Raw genomic sequence first — 25,067 nt, 5'->3', positions numbered from 1 at the left:
GCGCTTGCCCGGCCTGCCGGGCTTCGCTAGCGCAGACGGCGAAACAGAGAGGAAGTGCTCATGACCAAATCCGAACTCGCCGCGAAGATGAACGACGCTCAAGCATGGCTGCCGGGCAAGACCGTCAAGCTCGACTTCGGCAGCGATGGCGCGATCATGCTCGACGGCGCGAACAGCCAGGTGACCGAAGGCGACGGCGCGGCCGACACCACGATCAAGATTTCGTGGGCCGACTGGCAGGCGATGGCCGACGGCCAGCTCGACGGGATGACCGCGTTCATGACCGGCAAGCTGAAGGTCGAAGGCGATATGTCGAACGCGATGCAGCTTCAGGGCGTGCTGTCAAAGCTTCGGGGATAAGCCTTGGCCAACAAGATCTACGCGGATGCAGCGGCGGCGCTCGACGGGCTGCTGTTCGACGGCATGACGATTGCCGCGGGGGGCTTCGGCCTGTGCGGCATTCCCGAGCGGTTGATCGACGCGATCGTTGCGTCGGGCGTCAAGGACCTCACCATCGCGTCGAACAATGCGGGCATCGACAATGAAGGCCTCGGCAAGCTGCTGCGTACGCGGCAAGTGAAGAAGATGATCTCGTCCTACGTCGGCGAGAATAAGGAGTTCGAGCGGCAGTATCTGGCCGGCGAGCTTGAGGTCGAATTCTGCCCGCAGGGTACGTTGGCCGAACGGATGCGTGCCGGGGGCGCGGGCATCCCGGGCTTCTACACCAAGACCGGCGTCGGCACGAAGGTTGCCGAGGGCAAGGAAGTGAAGAGCTTCGACGGCGAGGATTACATCCTTGAACGCGGCATCCGCGCGGATCTCAGCATCATCAAGGGGTGGAAAGCCGACGAGGCGGGCAACCTCGTCTTCCGCAAAACCGCGCGCAACTTCAACGCGCCAGCTGCGACCTGCGGCAAGATTTGCGTCGCCGAAGTCGAGGAGATCGTCGCTGTCGGCGACCTCGATCCCGACGCCATCCATCTGCCGTCGATCTACGTGAAGCGCCTGATCAACGGTTCGCCCTACGACAAGAGGATCGAATTCGTGACGACGAGGGAGCGCGCATAATGGCCTGGGACCGCAACCAGATGGCCGCGCGCGCCGCGAAGGAACTTCGTGACGGTTACTACGTCAACCTCGGCATCGGTATCCCGACCTTGGTGGCCAACAATATCCCGGACGGGATGGAGGTGACGCTGCAGTCCGAAAACGGGATGCTCGGCATTGGGCCGTTTCCCTATCCGGACGAGGTCGACGCTGACCTGATCAACGCCGGCAAGCAGACGATCAGCGAACTCGACAGCTCGTCCTATTTCTCGAGTAGCGACAGCTTCGCGATGATCCGCGGCGGGCATATCGACCTGACCGTGCTCGGCGCGATGGAAGTTTCTGAGAAGGGCGACATCGCCAACTGGATGATCCCGGGCAAGATGATCAAGGGCATGGGCGGGGCGATGGACCTGGTCGCCGGGGTCAAGAAAATCATCGTCGTGATGGAGCATAATGCCAAGGACGGCAGCCCCAAGTTCATCCCCGACTGCACCTTGCCGCTGACCGGCAAGAATGTCGTCGACATGATCATTACCGATCTGGCGGTGTTCCAGCGGCCGGACCATGGCTCACCGTACAAGCTGATCGAGCTGGCGCCGGGCGTCACCGCCGAGGATGTGCGGGCCAAGACGACGGCGCATTACACCGAATGATGCGCTTGGCGACCCTGCTGTCACTTGCGGCGCTTGCCGCGTGCAGCGAGGCGCCGACCGTACTCGACGGCACGAGCCGTGAGACCTTTGCCCGGAGCGCCGAACAGGCGCGGCGCGAACTGCCGATCGCCGATCGGCTGCTGTTCGATGCTGCGCTCAAGTCGCCGCCGGGCAACCGCTATTCGACCAAGGATCCCGACAAGCTGAAGCGCGAGGCCTATGCCGGAATGACGGCAGCGGACGTCGTTGCCGACGCCAAGGCGCGTGGGATCGAGTGAGGAGGAAGTCAGAAATGCTGAAATATGTCCTGCTGGCCGCCAGCGCGCTGGCGCTGCCCGCCGCCGCGCAAAACACCCCGGTCGCACCCAGCCAGGCCCATGGGACGGTGTCGATCAGCCTCACCCGGCTCGATTGCGGCTCGATCCTGATCAAGGACTTCGACGCCTTCTTCTCCGACGCGCATGACTACAAGCCTGGCCCGCGCAGGGTGACCGACAGCTGCTACCTGATCCGCCACGGCGACAAGGCGATGTTGTGGGACACTGGCCTTCCCGCGGCGCTCAAGGGTCAGAAAAAGGACATGGGAGCCATCGTCGGCGGGCTCGACAAGACGGTGGTCGAGCAGCTTGCGGAGCTCGGGCTGAAGCCGGCCGACATCTCGGTCGTCGGGATCAGCCATATGCACAGCGACCACACCGGCCAGGCGGCGGATTTCGGCGGCGCGAAGCTGGTTGTCGGCAAGGGCGATTATGACGGGACCAAGGGAGAAGGCGATCCGTTCGGACCGTGGCGGTCGAACGGCGACAAGAATGTCACGACGGTCGGCGGCAGCGATTTCGACGTATTCGGCGACGGTCGGGTCGTCGTGCTGAGAACGCCAGGGCATACGCCGAACCATCTTTCGCTGCTGGTCCGGCTGGCGTCGGGTCCGGTGCTGCTGACCGGCGACCTCTATCATTCGACCGAGGCGCGGCTGAAAAAAGGCGTCCCGCCGTTCAACACCGACCGCGCCGACACGCTGGCATCAATGGACCGCTTCGAAAAGCTGGCCAAAAATCTCGGCGCCAAGGTCATCATCCAGCACGAACCGGCCGACATCGCCAAGCTGCCGGCCTTTCCGAAGGCGGCCAAGTGAAGGCGCTTTTGAGCCATTCGCCGGGCGGGCCCGAGACGCTGACGCTGGATGAGCTGCCCGATCCGGTGGCGGGGAAGGGCGAATTGCTGGTTAGCGTGCGCGCGGCAGCGGTCAATTTTCCCGATACGCTGATCATCGAGGACAAATATCAGTTCAAGCCGGCACGCCCGTTCGCGCCGGGCGGTGAGATCGCAGGCGAGGTCGAGGCGGTCGGCGAAGGAGTCGAAGGCTGGAGCGTCGGTGACCGTCTGATCGCGGTGCCGGGCTGGGGCGGCATGGCGGAAAAGGTCGTCATCAACGCCCGCACCGCCTACCGCCTGCCGGATGGCCGAAGCTTCGAGGAAGGCGCGGCGCTGCTGTTGACCTATGCCACTTCGATCCATGCGCTGTACGATCGCGGGCATCTGAAGGAGGGCGATACGCTGCTCGTTCTCGGCGCGGCCGGCGGCGTCGGACTGGCGGCGGTCGAACTTGGAAAGGCCCGCGGCGCGCGCGTGGTCGCGGCAGTGTCGAGCGAGGAAAAGGCTGCAGCGGCCAAGGCGGCGGGCGCGGACGATGTCGTCGTCTATCCGCGCGGCCCGTTCGACAAGGACGGCAGCAAGGCACTGGCGCAATTGTTCAAGGATGCGGTCGGGCCCGATGGCGCCAACGTCATCTACGACCCGGTTGGCGGCGACTATGCTGAACCCGCCCTGCGGTCCATCGCGTGGGAGGGCCGTTATCTGGTTGTCGGCTTCCCGGCCGGCATTCCCAAGCTTCCGCTCAACCTGACGCTGCTCAAAAGCTGCGATGTTAGCGGGGTCTTCTGGGGCGCCTTTGCGGCGCGCGATCCCAAGGCGAATGCCGCGCATGTCGCCGAGCTGTTCCGGCTGTGGGAGCAGGGCAAGATTGCGCCGCGAATCAGCGCCAGCTACCCGCTCGCCCAGGGCGGCGAAGGCATCGCTTCGCTGGCGAACCGTAACGTCATCGGCAAAGTGGTAATCACGCTCGACTAACGGCCCGTTTAATACGCGTTAATGGGTGCGGAATTTACCGGACGTTAGGCTTTGTAAGTTAATCGCGCCCGATGGCGTGGGATATTCGTCGGCCGACGACCCATACGTCGGGGGCCGACCGGACAATCAATGTTTCGATCAGCAAGACCATCCTTGCGGTGGTTCTGGCGACGATCTGCCTTGCCGTGGGCGGCGCCTTGTGGGCGGCGCATGAATCCGACGTCGTGTCGGTCGAGCGGCAGGCCCAACTTGCCGAACATGCCATGGAAAGCAGCGTCGACGAACTGGCGCTGCAGCAGGAAACGGTCGCGGTCTGGGACGAATCCGCGCAGCAGGCGGTCGCGGTCAAACCTGACGTCCAGTGGCTCGAATGGAATGTCGGCGGCTATCTGAACCAGTTGTTCGGCCATGACGAGACCTACATCCTCGACGGCTACGACAAGCCGATCTACGCCGATATCAAGGGGCAGGTCGTCAGCCCGGGCCGATACGGCGCGCGTCACAGCGAGATCGGCCACCTGATCGAAAGCCTGCGCGGCCGCACGGTCGAGCCCGTCGGCATCCACGATCGTAGCACGGGTCGCCAATTGGCGCATGGCAGCACCGTCCAGACCACGTCGCGGTCCAAACATGATTCCCACCTGGTCGAAGTGGGCGGTCGCCCAGCGGCGGTCAGCGCGATGCTGATCGTGCCTGCGACCCAAGGCTATGTGAAGCCGCGCGGCGGCTGGCCGATCCTGGTCAGCATTCGATATCTCGACAGCAATTTCCTCGACCAGCTCAGCGCCCGCCAGCTGATCGCCGATCCGCGCTTTTCCGAAACCGACAATCCGGGTCCGGGCGAACACAGCATTTCGCTGCGCACCGAATGGGGTGCGTCGATGGGTTATCTCATCTGGAAGCCCGAGCTGCCGGGGACGCGAATCCTGAGCCGCCTTTGGCCGTTCACCGCGCTGATGATCCTCATCCTGGCGATCTACGTCACCGTGATCGGTCGGCGGCTTCGCCAGACCGCGCAGGATCTTGCGTCGGCCGAAGGGGAGGCCGCGCGACTGGCCTTTCACGACGGCCTCACCGGGCTGCCCAACCGTGCCTTTTTCCAGAAGTCGCTCGACGAGTGGATCCGGCGCGGACATCTCGATCCGGTCCCATTCGCGCTGGTGTTGCTCGACGTCGACGATTTCAAGCTGATCAACGACAGCCTGGGCCATGACGCGGGCGACGCGGTGCTGCTCGCTTTTGCCGATCGCGTCCGTTCCGCCATCGGGCCGCAGGACATCATGGCGCGACTGGGCGGCGACGAGTTCGCGTTGTTGTTGGCCGATTATTCGGACGACCAGCGGCTGGAGGCCTTTTGCCGCCGCCTGCTGCACCGCTTCGATATGCCCTGCGTTCACGGGTCGCAGAATATCCAGGTCCGGGCCAGCATCGGCGGCGCGATCCGCAAGGCCAAGGATAGCGCGGTCACCATCCTCAAGCATGCCGACCTTGCTCTGTATGAATCCAAGGCGACCGGCAAGGGCGTCTGCCGTATCTATCACCCCAAGATGTGGAACAGCCTGATCGGCCGGCGCGAGATGATGTCGGCCGCTAACCAGGCACTGGCCCAGGACAATATCCGGCCCTTCTACCAGCCCAAGGTGTCACTGGAGGACGGCCGCGTGCTCGGCTTCGAGGCGCTTTTGCGCATCTGCCCGCCGGACGGGGAGCCGATCGGCCCGGACGTGCTGGCAGCAGCTTTTGAAGATAGCGCGCTGGCTTCGGCGATCAGCGACAAGATGATCGAGCAGGTGCTGGAAGATATCGTCCGCTGGCGCCGTGCGGGCGTCGACTTCGGCCATGTCGCGATCAATGCGTCGGCAGCCGAGTTGCGGCGCGGCGATTATGCCGAACGGTTGTTGGCGCGGCTTGACCTGATGCGGATCGATCCCTCGCTGATCCAGGTCGAGGTTACCGAAAGCGTGTTGCTCGGCCGCGGTGCCGAACATGTCGAACGGACCTTCCGCACGCTTGCCAACCGCGGCATCCTGCTCGCGCTAGACGATTTCGGGACGGGCTTCGCGTCGCTGTCGCATCTCAAGCAGTTCCCGGTCGCGATCATCAAGATCGATCGCACCTTCATCCGTGACCTCCAGATCGACGCCGGCGACGGCGCGATCGTCGACGCGCTGATCGGGCTCGGACAGGCGCTGAAGATCGACGTGGTGGCAGAGGGGATCGAAACGGGGGCGCAGCGCGACTTCCTGTGGGCGCTGGGCTGCAGGCTGGGTCAGGGCTATCTGTTCAGCGAGGCCGTTCCTGCGTCGAAAGTGCCGCCGTTAGTCGTTCCCCCGTCAACGGCCGATTGCGGAGAGCGCGCGGCATAGGCGTTCGTTACGGTAGCGTAATTCACGGAACTTCTTTGCTTCCACAGCGCTTTCCGTTCGAACCAAAACTTTGAAAAAGAGCCGCAAAATGAACAAGCTAGCCCTCGCGCTGGCTGCGGCGTGTTGTGCCTTGATGCCGACCGTCGCTGCCGCCACGATCGAAACGCCCGAAGCCCGTGCCCAAGCCGCCGATGCCGCCCAGCAGGCCCGTGAAGACATGATGGTCAAGTTCGGGACCGCTGAAATCAAGCCCAACCGTTTCCTGTGGGACGACCAGGGTTCGACCCCCGGCGACGTCAATGTGATCGTCAGCATCTCCGACCAGATGGCCTATGTGTATCGCAGCGGCACCCTGGTCGGTGCGGCCGCCGTATCGACCGCCAAGGAAGGCAAGGTTACCCCGACCGGCATCTTCCCCGTGCTGGAAAAGAAGCGGATGCACCACAGCCGCACGTACGACAATGCGCCGATGCCGTTCATGCAGCGCCTCGACGAATATGGCATCGCGCTCCATGCCGGTCATAATCCCGGCTATGCGGCGTCGCATGGCTGTATCCGCCTCCCGGTAGCCTTCGCCCAAAAGCTGTTTTCGATCACCGACGTCGGGTCGCAGGTGATGATCGCCGCTTGAGAAGGCAGGCATGACCTTTCAAAAATGCGGGTCCGTGTGGTCAGCACGGGCCCGCTTTTCGTTGCGTGATGCAGGCCTCGCGCCTATCTGGCGGTCAAACGCAAACAAAGGGATGACCGATGACCCAGTTCGACGATCGCGAACGCGCCTTCGAAGCCAAGTTCGCCCATGACGAGGAAATGCAGTTCCGCATCATCGCCCGCCGCAACAAGCTGTTGGGCCTTTGGGCCGCGGACAAGATGGGCCTGAGCGACGTCGAGGCCAATGCCTATGCCTCGGACGTTGTGCGCGCCGATTTCGAACATGCAGGCGACGAGGATGTCATCCGCAAGGTGCTGGGCGACCTGACCAGCGCCGGCGTCGACACCGACGAAGCGACGATCCGCGAGAATCTCGGCCACAAGCTGGTGGAGGCGCGGCGCCAGATCATCGAGGCCAGCAACTGATGCCGATGGCGGCACAGGACATCGAAGCGCTGATCGTCGCCGCCATTCCCGACGCCCGGGTCGAAATTCGCGACCTGGCCGGGGACGGCGACCATTATGCTGCCCGTGTCGTCAGCGCTGCTTTCGCCGGGATGAACCGCGTGCGCCAGCACCAGTTGGTGTACAAGGCGCTGGGCGGCCGCATGGGGGGCGAACTTCATGCACTGCAATTGGAAACGGCAGTGCCGAGCGGAGACCATGAATGAGCAATGCAAATGAGCGCATCGACGCGCTGGTGAAGAACAATGACGTGGTGCTGTTCATGAAGGGCAGCGCGCTGTTCCCGCAGTGCGGCTTTTCGAGCCGCGCGGTGGCGATCCTCGACCACCTCGGTGCGACCTATGAAACGGTCGATGTGCTGCAGGACCCGGAGATCCGCCAGGGCATCAAGGAATATTCCGACTGGCCGACGATCCCGCAGCTTTATGTGAAGGGCGAATTCGTCGGCGGCAGCGACATCATGATGGAAATGTTCGAAAGCGGCGAGTTGCGACAGCTGGTCGCGGCGTAAGCACTCCATTTTCGGTGACGTGAGAGGCGGTCCGGTCGGGCCGCCTTTTTCGTATGTGCGTTTGCCGGAAAATCGAAAGGGGCGGCGACAGGGGGACCAGAAAACCGCCTGTTGCCGCCCCTTGGATTTGGTGTGGAACCAAGTGGACCCACTCTATTTTGCAACGGACGTGCCAAATCGATTTAGTGACAGAAAACTGCCATAAATAATCCTGGGCGGGTCTGCCTGTAGCCCTCTCTTGTCAAAATTTCCGACACAATTTCCGCCGTTCGTCGCTTTCGACCAACGGATGTTTACAACTGTAGTCATAACGATTACACCTGTCATCGAAAGGGCAGGCAATGGTCAAACCGAGTCTCGACAAGCGTATCAGCGACGCCGAACTGGACGTGATGGAAGTGGTGTGGGCGGCATCCGCGCCGATGACCGCCACCGACATTGCCGAAGGGATCGATGCCGCGCGCGGTTGGTCGCTTCCGACGGTCAAGACAATGCTGTCGCGACTGGTAGCCAAGGGAGCGCTTGAGCATCGCGAGGATGGTCGCCGTTTCCTCTATTCGGCCGCCTTTCCGCGCGAGGCCTATGTTGGGCCGGAATCGAAGCGGTTTGTCGAACGGTTGTTCGGCGGCCGTCTATCGCCGCTGGTCGCGCACCTCGCCCAGGAGGATGCGCTGGATGACGACGACATCGCCGCGCTCGAGGCCCTGTTGAAGGAGCTGAAGTCATGACCGACTGGCTGGTCGATACGCTGTTCGCCACCTCCGTGCTGATGCTGCTGGTGCTGATCCTGCGCCAGCCAGTGCGCGAGAAGTTCGGTTCGCGCGCGGCCTATGCGCTGTGGCTGCTTCCTGCGGCCCGCGCGCTGATGCCGACCCTCACCGAAACGGTCACGCGAACGGTGCCGGCGCTGCAGCCGGTCAACGTCGACAGCACGCCGTTGTTGACCCCGCTGGCGGTGGAACCGCAACTGCTGAGTGCTGTGACACCGGTCGAACGCACGCTGGTCGATGCGCTCGGTGGATGGCCGACGATCCTGATGACGATCTGGCTCGGCATCGCCGCCGGACTGCTGCTGCGTGGCCTGTTCGAATATCGCGTCCAACGCGCCGACATCCTCAAGGGATCGGTGCAGCTAGCGCGGATCGGCAGCATCCGGCTGGTCAAGACGCATGCCGTTGCCGGCCCGCTTGCCTTCGGCCTGATCGACCGTGTCATTGCGCTTCCGGCCGATTTCGAGCGCCGCTTCGACGAGCGCGAGCGCTGCCTGGCGCTCGACCATGAACTGGCGCACCACCGCCATCTCGACCTTTACACAAACAGTTTTGCCTTCGTCCTCCTCAGCCTCCAGTGGTTCAACCCACTTGCCTGGTGGTCGTACGCAGCGTTCCGGTTCGACCAGGAAGCTGCCTGCGATGCCCGGGTCCTGGACAAGGCGATGCCCAGCGACCGTGCCGACTATGGCCGGGCGATCGCCAAGGCCGCTTCGGGGCGGGCGCTGCTGCTGGCCAGCGCGCTCGATCAGAAGAAAACCCTGCACAGGAGGCTTAAGTCCATGTTGAACAATACCCCCAAGTCCCGCCGGATCGGCGCGACCGTCGCCATCGTCGCCGTGGCCGCGCTCGCCCTGCCGCTGACCGCGACCCGTGCGATCGACTATGTCGATGTCGCCGCGCCGAGCGCGCCGACCGCGCCCGTCGCCCCTTCGGCGCCGAGCGCCCCGTTGGCGCCGATTGCGGCTGCCGCGCTGGCGTCGGCGCCGGAAGCCCCCGCAGCCCCCGAAGCGCCCGAAGCACCGGGTGTGACGGCCGGGCATGCCGACATCAGCTTCATCGGCAACGACAGCGTCCGCATCGACGGCAAGACCAAGCGCTGGACCGAGCTTAGCCCGGCCGAACGCCAGCGCATCCGGGAGGAAACCGCCAAGGCTCGCGTTGAACTGGCCCAGGGGCAGGCGCAGATGGAACGCGATCTCGCCAACGCCCGCCGCGACATGGAGCAATTCCGCAACGGCGACTTCGAAAAGGAAATGGCCAAGGCCCGCGCCGAAGTCGCTGCCGCCTTGCGCGAAATCGACGCCAACGCTGCCGAGATGCGCCGGGGCGGGGTCGATCCCGAGCAGATCAAGGCGCAGGTCCGCGCCTCACTGGCCGACATCGAGAAGATGGACGTCGAAAAGATCAAGCGCGAGGCGCTGGAATCGATCGACCCGGAAAAGATGAAGGCCGAGCTTCGCAAGGCCGAGCAGTCGCTCGCCGATATCGACAGCAAGCTGGACAAACTCGACCGCGGCGATCGCTGGTAACAAGGCTCCAAGCGGCGCGAGACGCGCCATCATATACCCCGATGGCGCTTTGCGTGGCGGGGGCGTCCGTGGCAGGGAGGCTGTCGTGGACGCCCCTTACGCCATCTTGGAAGAGCTTGAGCCCGGTATCGCCCGGCTGCTCGCGCGCAATCCGTCGCCCTACACATACTTCGGGACGCAGACCTATCTCATCGGGACGGACGTGCTTGTGGTCATCGATCCCGGTCCCGATATGCCTGAGCATGTCGATGCGATCGTCGCGGCGGCAGCCGGACGGCCGATCGTCGCCATCGCCTGCACCCACACCCACCGCGACCATTCGCCCGCCAGCCGTGCGCTGAAGGCGCGGACCGGCGCGCCCATCGTCGGCTGTGCGCCGCTGACGCTGGAAGCGGTCGGGCCACGGGCGGATGCCGCGTTCGATGGCGACTATCGGCCCGATCGCATCCTGGCCGATGGCGAGCGGATCGAACTGGCGGGCGGCGAGGCGCTGGAGGCCGTGGCGACGCCCGGGCACACCTCCAATCATCTCTGCTTCGCCTGTCGCGGCGCGCTGTTCACCGGGGATCATGTCATGGGCTGGTCGACGACGGTGGTGGTGCCGCCGGACGGCGACATGGGCGACTATATGCTGAGCCTCGACAAGCTGCGGCAGCGCGACGACCGCATCTATTATCCGGCGCATGGGCCGGCGATCCAAAAGCCGAACCAGCTGGTGCGGGGAATGATCGGTCATCGCATGCAGCGCGAGCGGCAGATCCTGCGGCTGGTGGGAGAGGGGGCCGGGACCATCGACGCGATCGTCGCGGGTGCGTATCCCGGGCTCGACCCGCGACTGATCCCCGCCGCCGGCGGTTCGGTGCTGGCACATCTGATGGATCTCAAACGCCGCGGGCTCGTTGAGGAAGCGGAGGGTGAGACATGGATGATCAGCCGCAGCGAATGACCTTCAACAAGCCGCTGGCGATCGGCGCGATCGTCGTCGCGCTAATCCTCGGCCTGTTGGTCGGCGGGGCGGTCAATGTCGGCAAATGGATTTTCGGCGGCGGACCGAATGCCGAAACCGTCGCGTCATCGGCGCTGCAATCGATGCGCGCGCAGAACCGGCTGGTGCCATTCGTCGCCCGTTACGTGTCCGTGGTTTCGAGCCGGCAGGAGCGGTTCGGCGGGCTGGTCAGTGCCGAACGGACGCTCGTCCTGCCAGGCGACGTGCGCTACGAGCTCGACCTGTCGAAGCTGGAAGCCGATGACGTTCGCTGGGACGAGGCGACCAAGACGCTGAATGTCACGCTTCCCGAAATCGAGATCGCCGGGCCTGAAGTCGACCTGAAGGCCGCGCGAGAATATGGCGAGGGCGGGGTGCTGAGCGCCGTCACCGACGCCGACAGCGTGCTCGACCGAGCCAATCGCGACCGCGCCGTGTCGGACCTGCGCCAGCAGGCGAGCGCCGGCGTGCCGATGCGGCTAGCGCGCGAGGCGGGACGGCAGGCGGTGGAACGCAGCTTTTCGCTGCCGCTGGTCGCCGCGGGAATTAAGGATGCGAAGGTCGTGGCGCGATATGCCACCGACGTGTCGCCGGTCACTGAACCGCTCGACCATAGCCGCAGCGTGAACGAGGTTTTGTCGGAAAACCGCTGACGTTCGTCGAACGGCGATTCGATTTTCGGGATGGTTAATGATAGTGGCGCCGCCATGGCCCACATGCCGGGGACGGGCCCTTCATAACGCCAATTAGGGGGCAAATCTTATGGCAACCCATTTAGATGGGCACGCGACGGCTGTGACGGCCGGGCGCGGTTTCATGGCCGACCAGCGGTTTTTCACGCGCTACGCGATCGCGCTGGTCGTCTTCATCATGTTCGGTTTCATTCAGTTCCAGCTGCGCGGTTTCGTCAATTTCCGCGGCGCACCGCTGTTCATCCACCTGCACGCCGCGGTAATGGTCAGCTGGCTGGCGATGTTCGTCCTGCAAAATGTGCTGGTCCAGAGCGGCAATATTGCCCTGCATCGCACGCTCGGCTGGGTCAGCGTCGCCTTGTCCGTCGCTGTGGTCGCGATGGCGAGCTACACCGGCATCACCGCCATTCGCATCGGCATCGTCCCGCCCTTCTTCTCGCCAGCGCAATTCCTGGCGATCACGCAGGTCGGTGCGGCGACGTTCGGGGCGATGGTCGCTTTTGCCATCGCTCGTCGCAAGCAGACCGAATGGCACCGCCGGTTGATGCTGGGCTCGATGATCTTGATCAGCGAACCCGCGCTGGGTCGCCTGGTCCCGATGCCGCTTATCGGCGGTGAGATGGGCGAGTGGCTGATTGCGGGCATTCAGCTGCTGATGGTGTGGATCCTCGCGCGTCACGACCGCAAGGTCATGGGCGCGGTTCATCCGGCGACCAAGGTCGTGCTGATCGCGCTGCTCGGATCGCACGCGCTGATTTCGGCGCTGACCTACCTTCCCGCCTTCATCAATCTTGCGCAGGCGGTTGCGGCAGGTTGATCTACCTCATATCTCCCTGTCGGGCGCGCATGACGACGCCTGACAGGGAGAGTGACCAGTGACCGCCCAGACCCAGAGCCTCAAGGGCCTCGACCTCCTCGCCGAGATCAAGCGGCTGAAGGAGGAGCGCAACGCGGTCATCCTGGCGCATTATTACCAGAAACCGGAAATCCAGGACCTCGCCGACTTCGTCGGCGACAGCCTTGACCTGTCGCGCAAGGCGGCGGCGACCGATGCCGACGTCATCGCCTTTTGCGGCGTGCGCTTCATGGCCGAAACCGCCAAGATCCTGAGCCCGCAGAAGACGGTCATCCTTCCCGACATGGACGCCGGCTGCAGCCTGGAAGACAGCTGCCCGCCCGAAGAGTTCAAGGCGTTCCGCGCGGCGCACCCAGACCATATCGCGCTCACCTACATCAACTGTTCCGCCGAGGTGAAAGCGCTCAGCGACATCATCGTCACCTCGTCATCGGCGCAGGTGATCCTCGACCAGATCCCGAAGGACCAGAAGATCATCTTCGGGCCCGACCGGCATCTTGGCGGCTATCTGTCGCGGACCTTCGGGCGTGACATGCTGTTGTGGCCGGGCATCTGCATCGTCCATCAGGCGTTCAGCGAGACCGAGCTGTTGAAGCTCAAGGCGCAATATCCCGACGCGCCGGTCGCGGCCCATCCCGAATGCCCGCCGCACATCGTCGATCATGCCGATCTGGTCGGATCGACCAAGGCAATCCTCGACTTCGCGATCAATTCGCCGGCCAAGGTCATCCTGGTCGCGACCGAACCGCACATCATTCACCAGATGGAAAAGGCCGCGCCCGACAAGACGTTCATCGGCGTGCCGGGCGGCGACGGCAACTGCAACTGCAATATGTGCCCCTATATGGCGCTCAACACGCTCGAAAAGCTCTACGTCGCGCTGCGCGATCTTGAACCGCGGATCGAGCTGTCGCCCGAACTGATGGACGCGGCGAGGAAGCCGCTCGACCGGATGCTTGACATGGCCGGGCGCACCGTGGGGCAGGGGGACGTCGGCAAGCCGATCGTTCGCGACTAGAGCGGGCGCGCGCCCGCCTCGACCACCTTGGTGTGCGGGTGATGCTTGTCGAGGTGGCGCTTGATGATCCTGAGGTTGCGGGTGTTGGACCGGAAGAAGAAGTCCGGCACCGCGCCGACGAACGGGATCGCGCCGAGCAGCATGTCGAACCCGATGTTGCCGCCCATGCGCACCAAGTGCCACTTGGACATGCCAAGGTTTCGCGCTTCCCAGGCGATGTAGCTGCCGAGCGCCGCGGCCGACACCGTGCCGACGCCGGGGATGAGGTCGAGCAAAACGTCGAGGCCGACCGGCTTGTTGATCCCGGGGATGACGAACATCCGCTCCAGCAGCTTTTCCATCGCTTCGATCCGCTGGCGGACGGATGCCGGATCGCTGTCCATCGGCGGCAACTGCTTCTTCAGGCGTTCGGTCGTGACCACTTTACTCGTCCTCCCGTGCGCGACGGTTCTTCAGGCCGACTAAGGTATGGCGTCCAAACGGGTTTTCAATGAAACCGTCGATGCCCGAGCGGACCAGCGACCAGCGGACTGGGGCGGCGACCGGAATGAACAGCTGCGCTTCGTCCATTTGCGTCGCCACCGCCTGGAACAGCGCCGCGCGGTCCCTGGCGACCGGCGTGGCGCGAGCCGCCGCGAGCACCGTTTCGACATCCTCAAGGCAGACCGACGTGACGGCGCAGCGGAAGCGCCGCAGGAACCATGCCGGGCTGCTGGACGGCGCGACCTCGTCGATCCACAGCAGGTCGGCCGTCGCGGGCGTAGCGGCACGGCCGACTTTGAGGCCCAGCGGCTCGAGATCGCGCGCGATCTGGCGAATGACGGCCTCGCCGCCAGGCCCTTGCGGCATTTCGATGCGCACGACCGGTCGCTCGACCGAACCGAACATGCGGTTGGCTTCGGCGATAAGCTGCGCGCGCCGCTGGCCAACGGGCTGGCCGACCCAGTCGGGCTGGACCACGTCCCTGACGCCTTCAAGGCCCGGCTGGAGGATCGTCGCGCGCGGTTGCAGGCCCGGAACGTTCATCATCGCGACGATCGCCTGCCGGTCGATCGCGCGCGCGACCAGCCTGCGCAATTCGCGGTCGCGCATCAGTGTCGACCGGCTGTTCGGGAGGAGGCCGAACAGTCCCGCGACCGGATCGTAGCGGATCGATCCACGCGGCGAGTTGGCCCGCTGCAGCAAGGGCAGATCGTCGAACGTGCCGCCGATCACGACATCGAGCTTGCCGTCGTTGAACTGAGAGATCAGCGAAAAGGCGGGGGCGCCGGTGATCAGCGCCTGCTCGCGAACGTCCTTGGCGTCGGGAATCCTGATGCGATGTTCGATCAACAGGCTTTTGGCCGGATCGTAATCGGGTGATGCATCGCGCCTGATCGGGAAGAAGGGGCCGGTTCCCACCGAGGCGCGAACAAGGCCAAGTTCGGGCTGGGCAAGTAACTGCAGCAGATTGGGTCGCGGTGCGCCGAGGCGGATCTCGATGACGCGGTCGGTCATCGCTACGACGTCCTTTACCGCGCCGAGCGTGTCTTTCAGCGGGTTGCGACTGGCCTCGCGAAGCTGGCGCGAAAGGATTTTCGCGACTTCCTGCGCCTTCAGCTTGCGACCGTCGGGCCATTCACCCGTCTGCAGGCGGAAAATATAGCTCAGCCCGTCGTCGCTGACGTTCCAGCGTTCGGCAAGTCCCGGGACGACCTGGCCGCGTGCGTCGAACCGGACCAGGCCCTGCGCCATGTTCGACCTGACCAGCGCCTCGCCGACCGTCAGCGGCGCTTCGACAGTCTCGACGAGGGCCGGCTGGTCGCCGATCACCCCGACCTTGGCAAGCTCGTCGCCATTGCCGCTGCACCCGGCAACCATCGTTGCCAGGAGCAGCGACAAGGCGCGCCAGCGGGGCAGGACGAAGGTAGCCATGGCCGCGGACCATGTCCCTAAATGCGCGGTTCATCAACCACTGGATATTTGCCCTCAGCTGTCTTACCTTTGTAAGTCAGTAGGCGACGGCGAGGGCGTTGGAGAGGAATGACCGAAGGTCACGGAGTCTGGCAGCGGGGCGGCGCCAACATTGAGGAATTGCCGGACCCGTTCGCGCCGCCACCGACGCCCCCGCAGCCGACGCCGGACGCGCCGCCGAAGCCGCGCTGGCGCAAGCTGCGCCTGGCGCTGAACATCACCGGCGTGCTGGTGCTGGTGACCCTGCTGTGGCTGATATTCACCGCACCGCTGAGCCGCGCGCTCGAGCCGCTGGACGATCCGGCCATGTTGCTGGTCAGCGCGGAAGGACAGTCGATCGCCCGTCGCGGCGCGGTCAAGGACCAGCCGGTCGAGGTCGCCAAGCTCAACCCCCTGACCGCCAATGCCTTCATCGCCATCGAGGACCGCCGCTTCCGCAGCCACTGGGGCATCGATCTGCGGTCGATAGGGCGGGCATTGGTGACCAACGTGCAGGCCGGCGGCGTGCGCCAAGGCGGCAGCACGATCACCCAGCAGCTGGCCAAGACCAGCTTCCTGTCCTCCGACCGCAGCTTCAAGCGCAAGGCGCAGGAGGTGATCATCGCCTTCTGGCTGGAAGGGTGGCTGACCAAGGACGAGATCCTGTCGCGCTATCTCAGCAGCGTCTATTTCGGTGACGGCGTCTACGGCCTCCGCGCCGCGTCTCGCCATTATTTCGATCGGGAGCCTGAGCGGCTTACGCTCGCCCAGTCGGCGATGCTGGCCGGAATGGTGCAGGCGCCCTCGCGGCTGGCGCCGACGCATAACCTGGCGGGGGCCCAGAAGCGCAGCCGCCTGGTGCTGCAGGAAATGGCCGACAATGGCTACATCAGCCAGCAGAAGGCGCGCGACACGGCGTCCGCACGCCCGGTAGGCGTCAATGCGGACGTGCCGACCGGAACCTATTTCGCCGACTGGGTCGCCCCGCAGGCCAGTGCCGCATTCGACGCCGACTATGGTGAGGTGAGGGTACCGACGACGCTCGATGCGGATCTGCAGCGCATCGCCGTGCGCGCGGTGGCGGGCGCTTCGATCGGGGATGCGCAGGCCGCGCTCGTCGCAATGCGGCCGGACGGGCGCGTGGTCGCGATGGTCGGCGGCCGCAACTATGCCAAGAGCCCGTTCAACCGGGCGACGCAGGCGCTGCGCCAGCCGGGCAGCGCCTTCAAGCTGTTTGTCTATCTCGCCGCAATGCGCGCGGGTTACACGCCGGACAGCATCATCGACGACACGCCGATCACCATCGACGGTTGGTCGCCGCGCAACAGCGACGGCGTCTATCGCGGACGTATCACCCTGCGCGAAGCCTTCGAACGGTCGAGCAATGCGGCGACGGTGCGACTGGCCGAACAGGTCGGGCGGCAGAACGTCATCCGTGCGGCGCGCGACCTCGGCATTTCGTCACCTTTGTCGAACCAGCCCAGCCTGTCGCTCGGCGCGTCAGGCGTGAACCTGCTCGAACTGACCGCAGCCTATGCGGCGGTTGCTGGTGGTCGTTACCCGGTAAAGCCGACGGGCCTGCCGCCGCAGGCGAGCGACGACGGCGGAGGGTTGGGTGCGATGTTCGCCCGTGGCGGGCGGCTCGACGATGCCCGCGACCGCGCACCCATGCTCGACCTTCTATGGGCATCAGCCAACCGCGGGACGGGTCGCCGGGCCGCCATCTCCACCACAACCTTCGGCAAGACCGGGACGACGCAGAACAACCGCGACGCGCTCTTCATCGGCTTTGCCGGGGACCTGGTGGTCGGCGTTTGGGTCGGGCGCGACGACAACCAGTCGCTCGGCAAGATCACCGGCGGCACCGCCCCCGCCAACATCTGGCGCCAGTTCATGGGATCGGCAGTCGCCATCGACGGTCGGCGCGGACCGGCATTGCCCAGCCAGTTCCGGATTCCGCAGCGCCTGCCCGAGCCCGACAAGCGAGAAAGCCCCATTCCGGCCGAGTGGACGGAAGGGGCCGATATCCTTCGCAACGTCGCCGACTTCATCGACGGGCTCAGCAAGGGCAAATAGGGCGGGCCAAAAAAAATCGCGGTTAACGAAAAGAAACCTGCGGCTTTAAGTCTTTTTCAACCCTTGTGGACGTAATCCTGACGGCAACCGAGGCACCTTCGAGTGCCAAGGTGGGGAAAAGTGGATCCCCTTTGTGGAGCCTGAAGGAGACCAGAAATGGCGAAGATTCTGAAGCTGATCAAGAACAACAAGGGTGCGACCGCGATTGAATACGGCCTGATTGCCGCCCTCATCGCCGTTGCCGCGATTGCCGCGATGTCGAGCATTGGTAACAACCTCGGCAACACCTTCAACAACGTGTCGAACGAACTCGACTAATTGTTGGATTAGCCAAAGGAAGCGGCGGTGCCGAAAGGCGCCGCCGTTTTCTTTTTGTCCGCTTTTCCGCGCTTTCCTGAGCGTTAATGAACCGCTATGGCGGTAGGTGCGGAGAGGTTAGTGGGGAGTGCTCGGGCTATGGCCAATCGTCGTTTTATCATCCAGGTCGGCGAGACCTATTACATGACCACCGGTCCGCTGCTGGCCTACGACGCGTCCAAGTCGAAGGGCAACAAGCACCAGGAAGAGGGCGCTGCAGAGGTAGCGAAGAAGTTTGCGGCGGTCGACGAATCAGCCCGCTACGCAGCGGTCGAAGTCACCGACTCCGATTTTGCCGCCGTCAATTTCGCCACCGAATAAGGTGCTGCCGGGACCGCGATCGAGCGGTCGACTGAAAACTGCCGAGGAATTGCGCGGCGCGGTGGCCGAGGTCGTCGCGCACGCGCAAATCACCCGCATCGCCGATGTCACGCGGCTCGACCGGATCGGACTGCCCTGCTGGCAGGCGATCCGGCCGATGGGACGTTCGCTTTCCGTGCATCAGGGCAAGGCGCTCACCGATGAGGGTGCCCGCCTTGGCGCAGTGCTCGAAGCGTGGGAGGCGCATTGCGGGGAGCATTATGATGCACCCGTCCTGACCTGCGGTTTCGAAGCGCTGTCGCCATCCGTCCGAGCGCCCGCCATCGGCGACTTCGCCAAGGACGATGCGATAGCGATCGATCCTAGCCGTCAAATCGACTGGGTAGTGGCCCCGGATTGGCGCGGCCGCGAGGTTGCCGTTCCCTTTGCCTGTATTTCGATGGATTTCACCCGCATGCTGGGCACGCCCATCGACCGGTCGAGCAATGGCGTGGCTGTCGGCAGTTCGCGTGACGAGGCGATCGCTTCGGCGATGCTGGAGTTGATCGAACGCGATGCCGTGACCGAATGGAAGTCGACGTCGATGATCGACCGGATCGGGGATCAGATCGACCTCGACCGCGCGGGGCTCGAGTGGCTCGATTTCTGGCGCGAGCGGCTCCAGTCGGTCGGCGCTTCGCTTCGCTGCTACACGCTTCCATCGCTTACGGGCACGCCGGTAATCGCCGCCGAACTGGGCGATTCCGGCAAAAGCGCCGCGCCGTTTCGCGCCATCCACGGCCACAGCGCCCATCCCGACCCGGAGGTCGCGCTGTTTCGTGCCATTGCCGAAACCATCCAGGGGCGCGCCGCCTATATCGCCGGATCGCGTGACGACCTGCCGCCGTCGCAATATGCGCTTCGCCAGGACGCGCTGCGCGTTGCGTTCGCCATGCCTCTGCCGGTTGGCATGGACGGCAAGTCTTTCGACGCCATTTCGCATGGCCCTGCCAGCGTTAACGAGATGGTCGACCGGATCGCAGCGGCGGGACTTGGCCCCGTGGTCGTAATCGATTTGGGGCAGGTCGGGCCCTTTCATGCCGTGCGCGTCATCGCGTGCGGGCTGGCCGCGCGGCGTCGACGACGCCGGGTGGCGGCATGACCCGCAACATCGCCGTCTTCGCCGGACCCTCGTGGCAGCAAGGTTGCCGGCCGACGCATCCCGGCCTCCACTGGTTTCCGCCGGCTGCGACCGGGGACATATTGCGGATCGTCCACGGTGGTTTCGCCACCATCTGCCTGATCGACGGATATTTCGATCATCGTCCGTCGCCGTGGCACAAGGAATTGCTGGTGGCGATGGCGGCCGGGATCCGCCTGATCGGCGCGTCGAGCATGGGGGCGCTGCGGGCGGCGGAGCTCGACATGTACGGGATGGAAGGCGTTGGCGCCATCTATCGGGCCTATCGCGACGGACTGCTGACGGGCGACGACGAGGTGGCGCTCATTCACGGTCCCGAATCGATGAATTGGGCCGCGGCAAGCGTCCCCTTAGTCGAAGTCCGCGCGACGTTGCTGAAGGCGGTTCGGCTGGGACTGTTCGATGCCGGGATGGCCCGGCGGCTGCGCGCGGCAGCGATGGACGTCCACTATGTCGACCGCGACTGGCCGCTGCTGAAACGGCTATTCGAGGAAGAAGGGCTTAAGGCCGCCATTGCTTCGCAAGTAACGGATCTGCATGTCCCGCTGAAGCAGCTGGATGCCGAACTGGCCGTCTCGGCCGCGCTCGCGGACGGTCATCCGCCGCGTCGCCTGCACGTTCCCCAAACCAATTTCCTGCGCGACCTGAAGACCGAACTCAGTCTCGATTGAGCGCCTTTTCGGCCAGTTCGAACAGGCGTGCGCCATAGCCGTTGTCGAACGGATGGTGGCTGCGGATCATCGCCATGATCATGTCACTGTCCGGGTGCGATCCGTCGTGCCAGTTGCTTTCGACGCGCTCGCGCCACCGCCGGAACATGGCCGGCGCTTCCGGTAGACCCAGCTCCATGTCGCTCAGCGACTGATAGAAGCGGCCCCAAAACAGCGGCTCGGTCACCGCCGCGAAAGCCGCGCTGGCGGCCTGGTCGTTGCCTTCCAGAAGGTGAAGGCGCCCTTCCTGCTCCAGATTGTCGTTATCGCTCCACGGCTGCAATTCGTGGCTCAGCGCGAACAATTGCCGGGCGCGGTCGAATTCGCCGAGATAGACCATCCCGGTCGCGACCTGGTTGGCGCGTTCGGCGCTGTAGGGATTTCGTTCGAACGCCTGTTCCAGCATCTCCTTCGCTTCGGCGAACTTGCCAGCATAGAGATTGCAAAAGCCGATCGTCAGATAGTTCATGCTGTGACTTGGGTCGGTGGCGAAGCCGGCCCTCGCCATCTTCAGTGCCCTGGCCCGCAAGGCTTTGTCGCTCGCCCCGAACGAGGTGAAGAAATAGTCGGTGTTGTAGAAGCGGACGAGCTGCGCATAGGGCAGACCGAAATCCGGACGCTCCGCGATGATCGCCTCAAGGTCGTCGACCGACCGTTTGGCGTCTTCATAGGTGCGCACGCTCAACACGCCCCGCTTCACGATCAGGTAGCGGTCGAACAGGTTGGCGCCGTGTCGGGCGACCCCGCTTATAAGGTCCTGGTCGACCGCCGGAAGAAGCGAGCCGGCGATCCGCTTGACGATGCGGTCGACGCCTTCGGCGTTACCCATGTTGGCCAGCGACATGTTTTCGGCCCACAAGACCCGTCCGTCCGACACCCGCTTGGTCCGGGCGATGATCTTGGCGCTGTCGCGGTCCGGAAGAAGCGTCGCGGTCAGGTGATAGCTGCGTTCCGGCGCCGCAACTTGCGGATTGCGCTCGTCGAACTGCGAGTTGGCGACGAGCTGAATGTCGCGGAACTGGGCAAGGCTCGACAAAATCTCCTCGCGCAGCCCTTCGCCGAGGTAGGGCAAGGACTGGCGAACGGCGGCATCGTTGAATTCGGACACGATGATGACCGGCGGGTCGTCGCTGAGATCGGACACCTTCACGCTCGGCTTGCCCTTCGCAGGCGTAGTCGGCGTCGCGATCGGTGCATCGTCGGCCTCGCCAATGTCGGCGATCAGGCGGTAGCCGCGGCCATAGACGCTTTCGATATAGCTCGGCGTCTTCGACAGGTCGCCGAGCGCGCGGCGCAATTCCTTGATCGTCGATGTCAGCGCGGATTCGGACACGAAGGTACCGTCCCACACCGACGAGAAGATCGCGTCCTTGGTGACGAGGCGGCCGCCATGGTCGACCAGCATGTTCAGCAGACGAAATGCCTTGTTGCCCAGCTTGATCGGACCGGATGGCCCAACCAGCCGCTCGTCGTCGCGGTCCAATATATATACGCCGACCCTTACCCTGGCCGGCGCGGACCCGTGGTCCGGCATCCACGTTCCCCTACGCCCGATAATTTTTGCCCCGGCTGGTCCGGGTGCCCCTCTGTCCGATCCATGATGCAAATCGGCCCTAGCCGCAACGGGGAACGGCCAAATTCTGCGATCCGGGCGCGATTCTTTTCAGAATCTAATCAGCCTGCGGTCAGGATGTGACACCCCGCCCGGCGTAAATGGAGGATGCCGAGGACGTTTCCCGGCAGACACCATGAAGGGCAATCCATGTTGTACGATCTGGTCAGGCACGATGACGCTGCAAGCACGGCGTTCCTGTTCGATGCCGCAACCACGACCCGACCGGTCGAGCAGCCAGCCACCTTTCACTGTGTGTCGCCATTGTCCGGCCGCCCGTTCGACGAGCTGATCGCGATCCGCGGACCGGTTGTCGAAACGCGCCGCTTGCGCCTGCGCCCGATGGAAATGGATGATTTCAAGGACTTCGAGGCGATGATGTGCGACCCGTCGGCGCTCGCCTATTCGCACAAGAGCGCGATGGGCAGCGACGAAGCGTGGACGCGCTTCCTGCGCCAGGTCGGTCATTGGCACCTACTCGGTTACGGACCCTTCGCGGTGTTCGACCGTGAAACGGACGAGTTTGTCGGCGAAGTCGGCTTCGGCCAGTTCAACCGCAACCTGGGCGGGCATTTCGACTGGGCGCCCGAAGCGTGCTGGACGATCGTCAAGGGGCGCCAGAATGAGGGACTGGCGACCGAGGCGGTGGCCGGCGCGGTCACCTGGGTCGAGCGGGTGCTGGGCGCCACGCGGACGGTCTGCATCGTCAGCGCCGACAATATCGCGTCGATCCGCGTCGCGGAAAAGATCGGCTTCCGGCCGTTCAAGCGGAGCGAATTCAAGGGTTTCCCGGCAGTGTTTTTCGAACGGGTCGTGATCGGGCTGTGAGCGTTACGCGCCACATTTGCGGTCACCAAGGGCCGGCGTCCGAACAGGCGCCGGTCTTTGCCTGTCCGGTCGATCGGCCAATTATGAAAAGATTCTGGAACAGTGAAAAACCATCATGCCGTCAGGATGTGCCTGGCCGGCACGCCTAGAAAGAAATGGTCGCCGGCACCGGGGTCGGCGCAACGGAGTGAGCGGACAATGTTGCAGCGGAAGGCTTCGATGGCACTGATGGCCGTTGGTTTGGGGGCCGGCATCACCAGTGCTTTGATCGGGTCGCCGCTCGACCCCGGAATGCCGACCAAATCGGCTTTGAACACCCCGTTCGACGCTGGTTTGGCGCGCGACAAGGGACAGGCCGGCTAAGCCGGCCGGCACCAGCTTCGTTGGCCTGACGTTTGTCATCTCCGCGCGTCGGCCAGCGTTGATCGGGGGAAGGGGAGGTTTGCTTCGGCAGGCCTCCCCTTTTTTACCGCGCTGCCCAGTCGGTCGGAAAGCGAAGGCCAAGGCGGACGGCGACGTACAGGATAAGGAGGCCGGTCATCGTCCGGAGGTAACGTTCGGGGATGATCTGGCTGCCGAGTTGAGAGCCTATCAGGCCCCCCGCCAAGACCGCTGGCAGCAGAGGCCAATGGTCGAACAGCATTTGGGAGCTTCTGCCAGCGCCTAGCTTAGCGATTTGCCCGGCCAGGCCGCTGATCGAATTGACCAGGATGAACGCCGCCGACGTGCCCGCGATCAGCCGCGCCGACCCCCAATTGCGAAAATGCAAGACGGGCGACAGGTAGATGCCGCCACCGATCCCTGTAACGCCTGCGACAAGGCCTAGCAGCGCACCGCAAGCGGCGTCAGCCGTCACGCTGGTGGTAGCGGTTCGGGGTGCCCGATCGCGCCACAGCGACGGCCAAATCAACAAAAGCCCAGCGAGCGTAAGGCACAGGGCCAGCAACGCGACGAACAGCCAGGCCGGGACATGGATGAACCCGCCGATCCAGGCGGCCGGGATAGACGCCACCGCAAATGGCCAGAAACGATCCCAGTCCAGCGACCCGGCCTGCCGGAACCGGTTGGCGCCGACCGCGACGACGACGATATTGCACGCCAGCGCCAGCACCGGCACCACTGCGACCGGCAGGTCGGCCAGCAGCAGCAACGCATTGTAGGTCGACCCGCCGCCGAAACCGACCGACGCATAGAGCAACGCAGTGGCGAAAAAGGCCAGGCCCAGCAACACGACGAACATCGATCATTCCCCCTTCGGGCGTAACCGCGCACCGGTCGGTTTCGAATAGCAAGCATTGCGGTAGGTAAGGCGACAAGGCAATGTACGCACGACATGGCTGATCCGGTTACAGGTGGTGCGTCGGGCACGTCGGGCGCTTCGGGCGCGATGATCGACACCTTTGGCCGCCGCATCGACTATCTACGGCTGTCGCTGACCGATCGCTGCGATTTCCGCTGCACCTACTGCCTTCCCGAACATGCGACCTTTGCGCCGCGCGTCGAGCAGTTGACGATCGGCGAACTCGACCGCCTTGCCTCGACCTTTATCGGGCTTGGCGTGACCAAGCTGCGGCTGACCGGCGGCGAACCGCTGGTGCGCAAGGGCGCCGACGAGCTGATCCGATCGCTCGGCCGGCACCTGCGATCGGGCGGGCTTGCCGAACTGACGCTGACGACAAACGGGTCGCAACTGGAACGGCATGTCGACACGCTGGCCAAGGCGGGCATCAGGCGGATCAACGTCTCGCTCGACCATCTCGACCGCGATCGGTTCCACAAGATTACCCGTGGCGGCGACCTTGGCGCGGTGATCCGCGGGATCGACGCAGCCCGTGCCGCAGGCATAGCCGTCAAGATCAACACGGTGGTCCTGCGCGACGACAATCTGGACCATCTTCCCGAACTCGTCGGATGGGCGCACGGCCGGGGGATGGCGGTGACCCTGATCGAAGTCATGCCGGTCGGCGACATTGGCGCGGACCGGCTGTCGCAGCATGTGCCGATGCCGGTCGCCCGCGCGGCGATCGAGCGGACGATGCCGCTGGCCGACGTCGCGCACCGGACCGGCGGCCCGGCCCGCTATGCGATAACGTCATCGGGTGCGATGGTTGGCTTCATCACCCCACTGTCGGCCAAGTTCTGCGACGGCTGCAACCGGGTGCGGGTCGATGCCAGCGGACAGCTGCACGCCTGCCTGGGACGCGACGAGGCGGTCGACCTGAAAGCCGCCCTGCGCGAACATGGCGACGACCGGGCGCTGGAAGGCGCGATCCGCGAGCTTATCGCGCGCAAGCCGCGCGAACATGATTTCCGCATCGCGGCCAGCGGGCCCGCCGCCGTCGCCCGGCCGATGGCCGCGACCGGCGGATAGG

General features: G+C 64.5%; 29 protein-coding genes. 25 read left to right on the top strand and 4 right to left on the bottom strand.

Annotated features, from left to right (window positions below; all coding sequences use genetic code 11):
• Positions 1–60: 60 nt before the first annotated feature.
• From G570_RS11015 to nadA, 17 genes are all read left to right on the top strand, one after another.
• On the top strand, positions 61–360 hold the full coding sequence (locus G570_RS11015; RefSeq protein WP_037502297.1) for an SCP2 sterol-binding domain-containing protein: 300 nt from the start codon (positions 61–63) through the stop codon (positions 358–360).
• 3 nt (positions 361–363) lie between these two features.
• Positions 364–1,068: a CoA transferase subunit A gene (locus tag G570_RS11010; RefSeq protein WP_037502294.1), complete on the top strand. Its 705-nt coding sequence runs from the start codon at positions 364–366 to the stop codon at positions 1,066–1,068.
• Complete coding sequence (locus G570_RS11005; protein ID WP_037502291.1) at positions 1,068–1,703, top strand: 3-oxoacid CoA-transferase subunit B; 636 nt, start codon at positions 1,068–1,070, stop codon at positions 1,701–1,703. The genes G570_RS11010 and G570_RS11005 overlap by 1 nt, the downstream gene beginning before the upstream one ends.
• Positions 1,700–1,981 carry a hypothetical protein gene (locus G570_RS11000; protein ID WP_037502289.1) on the top strand — a complete coding sequence of 94 codons (282 nt, stop codon included), beginning with the start codon at positions 1,700–1,702 and terminating at the stop codon, positions 1,979–1,981. Before G570_RS11005 ends, G570_RS11000 begins: the two co-directional genes overlap by 4 nt.
• Before the next feature lie 14 nt (positions 1,982–1,995).
• Positions 1,996–2,838: an N-acyl homoserine lactonase family protein gene (locus tag G570_RS10995; RefSeq protein ID WP_174377471.1), complete on the top strand. Its 843-nt coding sequence runs from the start codon at positions 1,996–1,998 to the stop codon at positions 2,836–2,838.
• Positions 2,835–3,833, top strand: a complete 999-nt coding sequence (locus G570_RS10990) for an NADPH:quinone oxidoreductase family protein (RefSeq protein WP_037502286.1) — start codon at positions 2,835–2,837, stop codon at positions 3,831–3,833. The genes G570_RS10995 and G570_RS10990 overlap by 4 nt, the downstream gene beginning before the upstream one ends.
• Positions 3,834–3,904: 71 nt before the next feature.
• Complete coding sequence (locus tag G570_RS13255) at positions 3,905–6,199, top strand: bifunctional diguanylate cyclase/phosphodiesterase (RefSeq protein WP_051504361.1); 2,295 nt, start codon at positions 3,905–3,907, stop codon at positions 6,197–6,199.
• An 88-nt stretch (positions 6,200–6,287) separates the two neighbouring features.
• Positions 6,288–6,830, top strand: a complete 543-nt coding sequence (locus G570_RS10980; protein ID WP_051504359.1) for a L,D-transpeptidase family protein — start codon at positions 6,288–6,290, stop codon at positions 6,828–6,830.
• A gap of 119 nt (positions 6,831–6,949) precedes the next feature.
• The gene (locus G570_RS10975; protein ID WP_037502283.1) at positions 6,950–7,276 is read left to right on the top strand and encodes a DUF1476 domain-containing protein; all 327 of its coding nucleotides are present in this window, start codon (positions 6,950–6,952) and stop codon (positions 7,274–7,276) included.
• Positions 7,276–7,521 (top strand): BolA family protein, encoded by a 246-nt coding sequence (locus G570_RS10970; RefSeq protein ID WP_037502279.1) that lies wholly within the window; start codon positions 7,276–7,278, stop codon positions 7,519–7,521. The genes G570_RS10975 and G570_RS10970 overlap by 1 nt, the downstream gene beginning before the upstream one ends.
• On the top strand, positions 7,518–7,826 hold the full coding sequence (gene grxD / locus G570_RS10965; RefSeq protein WP_037502276.1) for a Grx4 family monothiol glutaredoxin: 309 nt from the start codon (positions 7,518–7,520) through the stop codon (positions 7,824–7,826). Before G570_RS10970 ends, grxD begins: the two co-directional genes overlap by 4 nt.
• 341 nt (positions 7,827–8,167) lie before the next feature.
• Positions 8,168–8,554 carry a BlaI/MecI/CopY family transcriptional regulator gene (locus G570_RS10960; RefSeq protein WP_037502273.1) on the top strand — a complete coding sequence of 129 codons (387 nt, stop codon included), beginning with the start codon at positions 8,168–8,170 and terminating at the stop codon, positions 8,552–8,554.
• A complete protein-coding gene (locus G570_RS10955; protein ID WP_051504357.1) occupies positions 8,551–10,128 on the top strand; it encodes a M56 family metallopeptidase in 1,578 nt (525 codons plus the stop codon). Before G570_RS10960 ends, G570_RS10955 begins: the two co-directional genes overlap by 4 nt.
• Positions 10,129–10,213: 85 nt before the next feature.
• Positions 10,214–11,074 (top strand): MBL fold metallo-hydrolase, encoded by an 861-nt coding sequence (locus G570_RS10950; RefSeq protein WP_037502270.1) that lies wholly within the window; start codon positions 10,214–10,216, stop codon positions 11,072–11,074.
• Positions 11,050–11,766, top strand: a complete 717-nt coding sequence (locus tag G570_RS10945) for a DUF4230 domain-containing protein (RefSeq protein WP_156930432.1) — start codon at positions 11,050–11,052, stop codon at positions 11,764–11,766. Before G570_RS10950 ends, G570_RS10945 begins: the two co-directional genes overlap by 25 nt.
• 163 nt (positions 11,767–11,929) lie before the next feature.
• Entirely contained in the window at positions 11,930–12,622 is a 693-nt protein-coding gene (locus G570_RS10940) for a hypothetical protein (RefSeq protein WP_037504120.1), read from the top strand.
• Between the two features lie 58 nt (positions 12,623–12,680).
• The gene (nadA, locus tag G570_RS10935; protein WP_037502266.1) at positions 12,681–13,679 is read left to right on the top strand and encodes a quinolinate synthase NadA; all 999 of its coding nucleotides are present in this window, start codon (positions 12,681–12,683) and stop codon (positions 13,677–13,679) included.
• Here the strand turns inward: nadA and G570_RS10930 are convergent.
• Both G570_RS10930 and G570_RS10925 read right to left on the bottom strand, forming a co-directional pair.
• A complete protein-coding gene (locus G570_RS10930) occupies positions 13,676–14,062 on the bottom strand; it encodes a DUF4112 domain-containing protein (RefSeq protein ID WP_051504583.1) in 387 nt (128 codons plus the stop codon). The two genes, nadA and G570_RS10930, sit on opposite strands and share 4 nt — an antisense overlap.
• A 40-nt stretch (positions 14,063–14,102) precedes the next feature.
• Complete coding sequence (locus tag G570_RS10925; protein WP_037502260.1) at positions 14,103–15,593, bottom strand: ABC transporter substrate-binding protein; 1,491 nt, start codon at positions 15,591–15,593, stop codon at positions 14,103–14,105.
• 108 nt (positions 15,594–15,701) lie between these two features.
• Here G570_RS10925 and G570_RS10920 point away from each other — a divergent pair, with 108 nt between their 5' ends.
• The 5 genes from G570_RS10920 (at position 15,702) to G570_RS10900 (ending at position 20,216) form a co-directional block, all read left to right on the top strand.
• Complete coding sequence (locus tag G570_RS10920) at positions 15,702–17,687, top strand: transglycosylase domain-containing protein (RefSeq protein ID WP_084607676.1); 1,986 nt, start codon at positions 15,702–15,704, stop codon at positions 17,685–17,687.
• 156 nt (positions 17,688–17,843) lie between these two features.
• On the top strand, positions 17,844–18,005 hold the full coding sequence (locus G570_RS10915; RefSeq protein ID WP_037502258.1) for a Flp family type IVb pilin: 162 nt from the start codon (positions 17,844–17,846) through the stop codon (positions 18,003–18,005).
• A 138-nt stretch (positions 18,006–18,143) separates the two neighbouring features.
• A complete protein-coding gene (locus tag G570_RS10910; protein ID WP_037502255.1) occupies positions 18,144–18,365 on the top strand; it encodes a hypothetical protein in 222 nt (73 codons plus the stop codon).
• A gap of 1 nt (position 18,366) precedes the next feature.
• The gene (locus G570_RS10905) at positions 18,367–19,506 is read left to right on the top strand and encodes a YcaO-like family protein (RefSeq protein WP_037502252.1); all 1,140 of its coding nucleotides are present in this window, start codon (positions 18,367–18,369) and stop codon (positions 19,504–19,506) included.
• The gene (locus G570_RS10900; protein WP_156930431.1) at positions 19,503–20,216 is read left to right on the top strand and encodes a TfuA-like protein; all 714 of its coding nucleotides are present in this window, start codon (positions 19,503–19,505) and stop codon (positions 20,214–20,216) included. The genes G570_RS10905 and G570_RS10900 overlap by 4 nt, the downstream gene beginning before the upstream one ends.
• On the opposite strand, the gene G570_RS10895 is transcribed toward G570_RS10900, so the two are convergent.
• Positions 20,203–21,738 carry a winged helix-turn-helix domain-containing protein gene (locus G570_RS10895; protein ID WP_037502249.1) on the bottom strand — a complete coding sequence of 512 codons (1,536 nt, stop codon included), beginning with the start codon at positions 21,736–21,738 and terminating at the stop codon, positions 20,203–20,205. The genes G570_RS10900 and G570_RS10895 overlap by 14 nt on opposite strands.
• 279 nt (positions 21,739–22,017) lie before the next feature.
• On the opposite strand from G570_RS10895, the gene G570_RS10890 reads away from it, so the two are divergent.
• Positions 22,018–22,695: a GNAT family N-acetyltransferase gene (locus tag G570_RS10890; protein ID WP_051504310.1), complete on the top strand. Its 678-nt coding sequence runs from the start codon at positions 22,018–22,020 to the stop codon at positions 22,693–22,695.
• Positions 22,696–22,893: 198 nt separating this feature from the next.
• Entirely contained in the window at positions 22,894–23,058 is a 165-nt protein-coding gene (locus G570_RS13785; RefSeq protein ID WP_169731753.1) for a hypothetical protein, read from the top strand.
• A gap of 103 nt (positions 23,059–23,161) precedes the next feature.
• Here the strand turns inward: G570_RS13785 and G570_RS10880 are convergent, their stop codons facing one another.
• Positions 23,162–23,935 (bottom strand): sulfite exporter TauE/SafE family protein, encoded by a 774-nt coding sequence (locus G570_RS10880; RefSeq protein WP_037502243.1) that lies wholly within the window; start codon positions 23,933–23,935, stop codon positions 23,162–23,164.
• Positions 23,936–24,028: 93 nt separating this feature from the next.
• Between G570_RS10880 and moaA the strand changes: the two genes are divergently transcribed.
• Positions 24,029–25,066, top strand: a complete 1,038-nt coding sequence (gene moaA / locus G570_RS10875; protein ID WP_037502240.1) for a GTP 3',8-cyclase MoaA — start codon at positions 24,029–24,031, stop codon at positions 25,064–25,066.
• The last annotated feature ends 1 nt before the right edge of the window (position 25,067 follow it).

Source organism: Sphingomonas jaspsi DSM 18422 (assembly GCF_000585415.1).
Classification (GTDB): domain Bacteria; phylum Pseudomonadota; class Alphaproteobacteria; order Sphingomonadales; family Sphingomonadaceae; genus Sphingomicrobium; species Sphingomicrobium jaspsi.
The sequence above is the reverse complement of the archived record's forward strand: the minus strand, read 5'-3'. Positions and strand labels throughout refer to the sequence as shown.

Coding starts and splice junctions, on each gene's coding strand:
- G570_RS10900 (WP_156930431.1), top strand. CDS start 19,503: ATGACCCGCAACATCGCCGTCTTCGCCGGACCCTCGTGGCAGCAAGGT.
- G570_RS10880 (WP_037502243.1), bottom strand. CDS start 23,935: ATGTTCGTCGTGTTGCTGGGCCTGGCCTTTTTCGCCACTGCGTTGCTC.
- G570_RS11005 (WP_037502291.1), top strand. CDS start 1,068: ATGGCCTGGGACCGCAACCAGATGGCCGCGCGCGCCGCGAAGGAACTT.
- grxD (WP_037502276.1), top strand. CDS start 7,518: ATGAGCAATGCAAATGAGCGCATCGACGCGCTGGTGAAGAACAATGAC.
- G570_RS10970 (WP_037502279.1), top strand. CDS start 7,276: ATGCCGATGGCGGCACAGGACATCGAAGCGCTGATCGTCGCCGCCATT.
- G570_RS10920 (WP_084607676.1), top strand. CDS start 15,702: ATGACCGAAGGTCACGGAGTCTGGCAGCGGGGCGGCGCCAACATTGAG.
- G570_RS13785 (WP_169731753.1), top strand. CDS start 22,894: ATGTTGCAGCGGAAGGCTTCGATGGCACTGATGGCCGTTGGTTTGGGG.
- G570_RS10910 (WP_037502255.1), top strand. CDS start 18,144: ATGGCCAATCGTCGTTTTATCATCCAGGTCGGCGAGACCTATTACATG.
- G570_RS10890 (WP_051504310.1), top strand. CDS start 22,018: ATGTTGTACGATCTGGTCAGGCACGATGACGCTGCAAGCACGGCGTTC.
- G570_RS10930 (WP_051504583.1), bottom strand. CDS start 14,062: ATGGACAGCGATCCGGCATCCGTCCGCCAGCGGATCGAAGCGATGGAA.
- G570_RS10960 (WP_037502273.1), top strand. CDS start 8,168: ATGGTCAAACCGAGTCTCGACAAGCGTATCAGCGACGCCGAACTGGAC.
- G570_RS10915 (WP_037502258.1), top strand. CDS start 17,844: ATGGCGAAGATTCTGAAGCTGATCAAGAACAACAAGGGTGCGACCGCG.
- G570_RS13255 (WP_051504361.1), top strand. CDS start 3,905: ATGGCGTGGGATATTCGTCGGCCGACGACCCATACGTCGGGGGCCGAC.
- G570_RS10975 (WP_037502283.1), top strand. CDS start 6,950: ATGACCCAGTTCGACGATCGCGAACGCGCCTTCGAAGCCAAGTTCGCC.
- G570_RS10945 (WP_156930432.1), top strand. CDS start 11,050: ATGGATGATCAGCCGCAGCGAATGACCTTCAACAAGCCGCTGGCGATC.
- G570_RS10925 (WP_037502260.1), bottom strand. CDS start 15,593: ATGGCTACCTTCGTCCTGCCCCGCTGGCGCGCCTTGTCGCTGCTCCTG.
- G570_RS10940 (WP_037504120.1), top strand. CDS start 11,930: ATGGCCGACCAGCGGTTTTTCACGCGCTACGCGATCGCGCTGGTCGTC.
- G570_RS10980 (WP_051504359.1), top strand. CDS start 6,288: ATGAACAAGCTAGCCCTCGCGCTGGCTGCGGCGTGTTGTGCCTTGATG.
- G570_RS10955 (WP_051504357.1), top strand. CDS start 8,551: ATGACCGACTGGCTGGTCGATACGCTGTTCGCCACCTCCGTGCTGATG.
- G570_RS10995 (WP_174377471.1), top strand. CDS start 1,996: ATGCTGAAATATGTCCTGCTGGCCGCCAGCGCGCTGGCGCTGCCCGCC.
- moaA (WP_037502240.1), top strand. CDS start 24,029: ATGGCTGATCCGGTTACAGGTGGTGCGTCGGGCACGTCGGGCGCTTCG.
- G570_RS11000 (WP_037502289.1), top strand. CDS start 1,700: ATGATGCGCTTGGCGACCCTGCTGTCACTTGCGGCGCTTGCCGCGTGC.
- G570_RS11015 (WP_037502297.1), top strand. CDS start 61: ATGACCAAATCCGAACTCGCCGCGAAGATGAACGACGCTCAAGCATGG.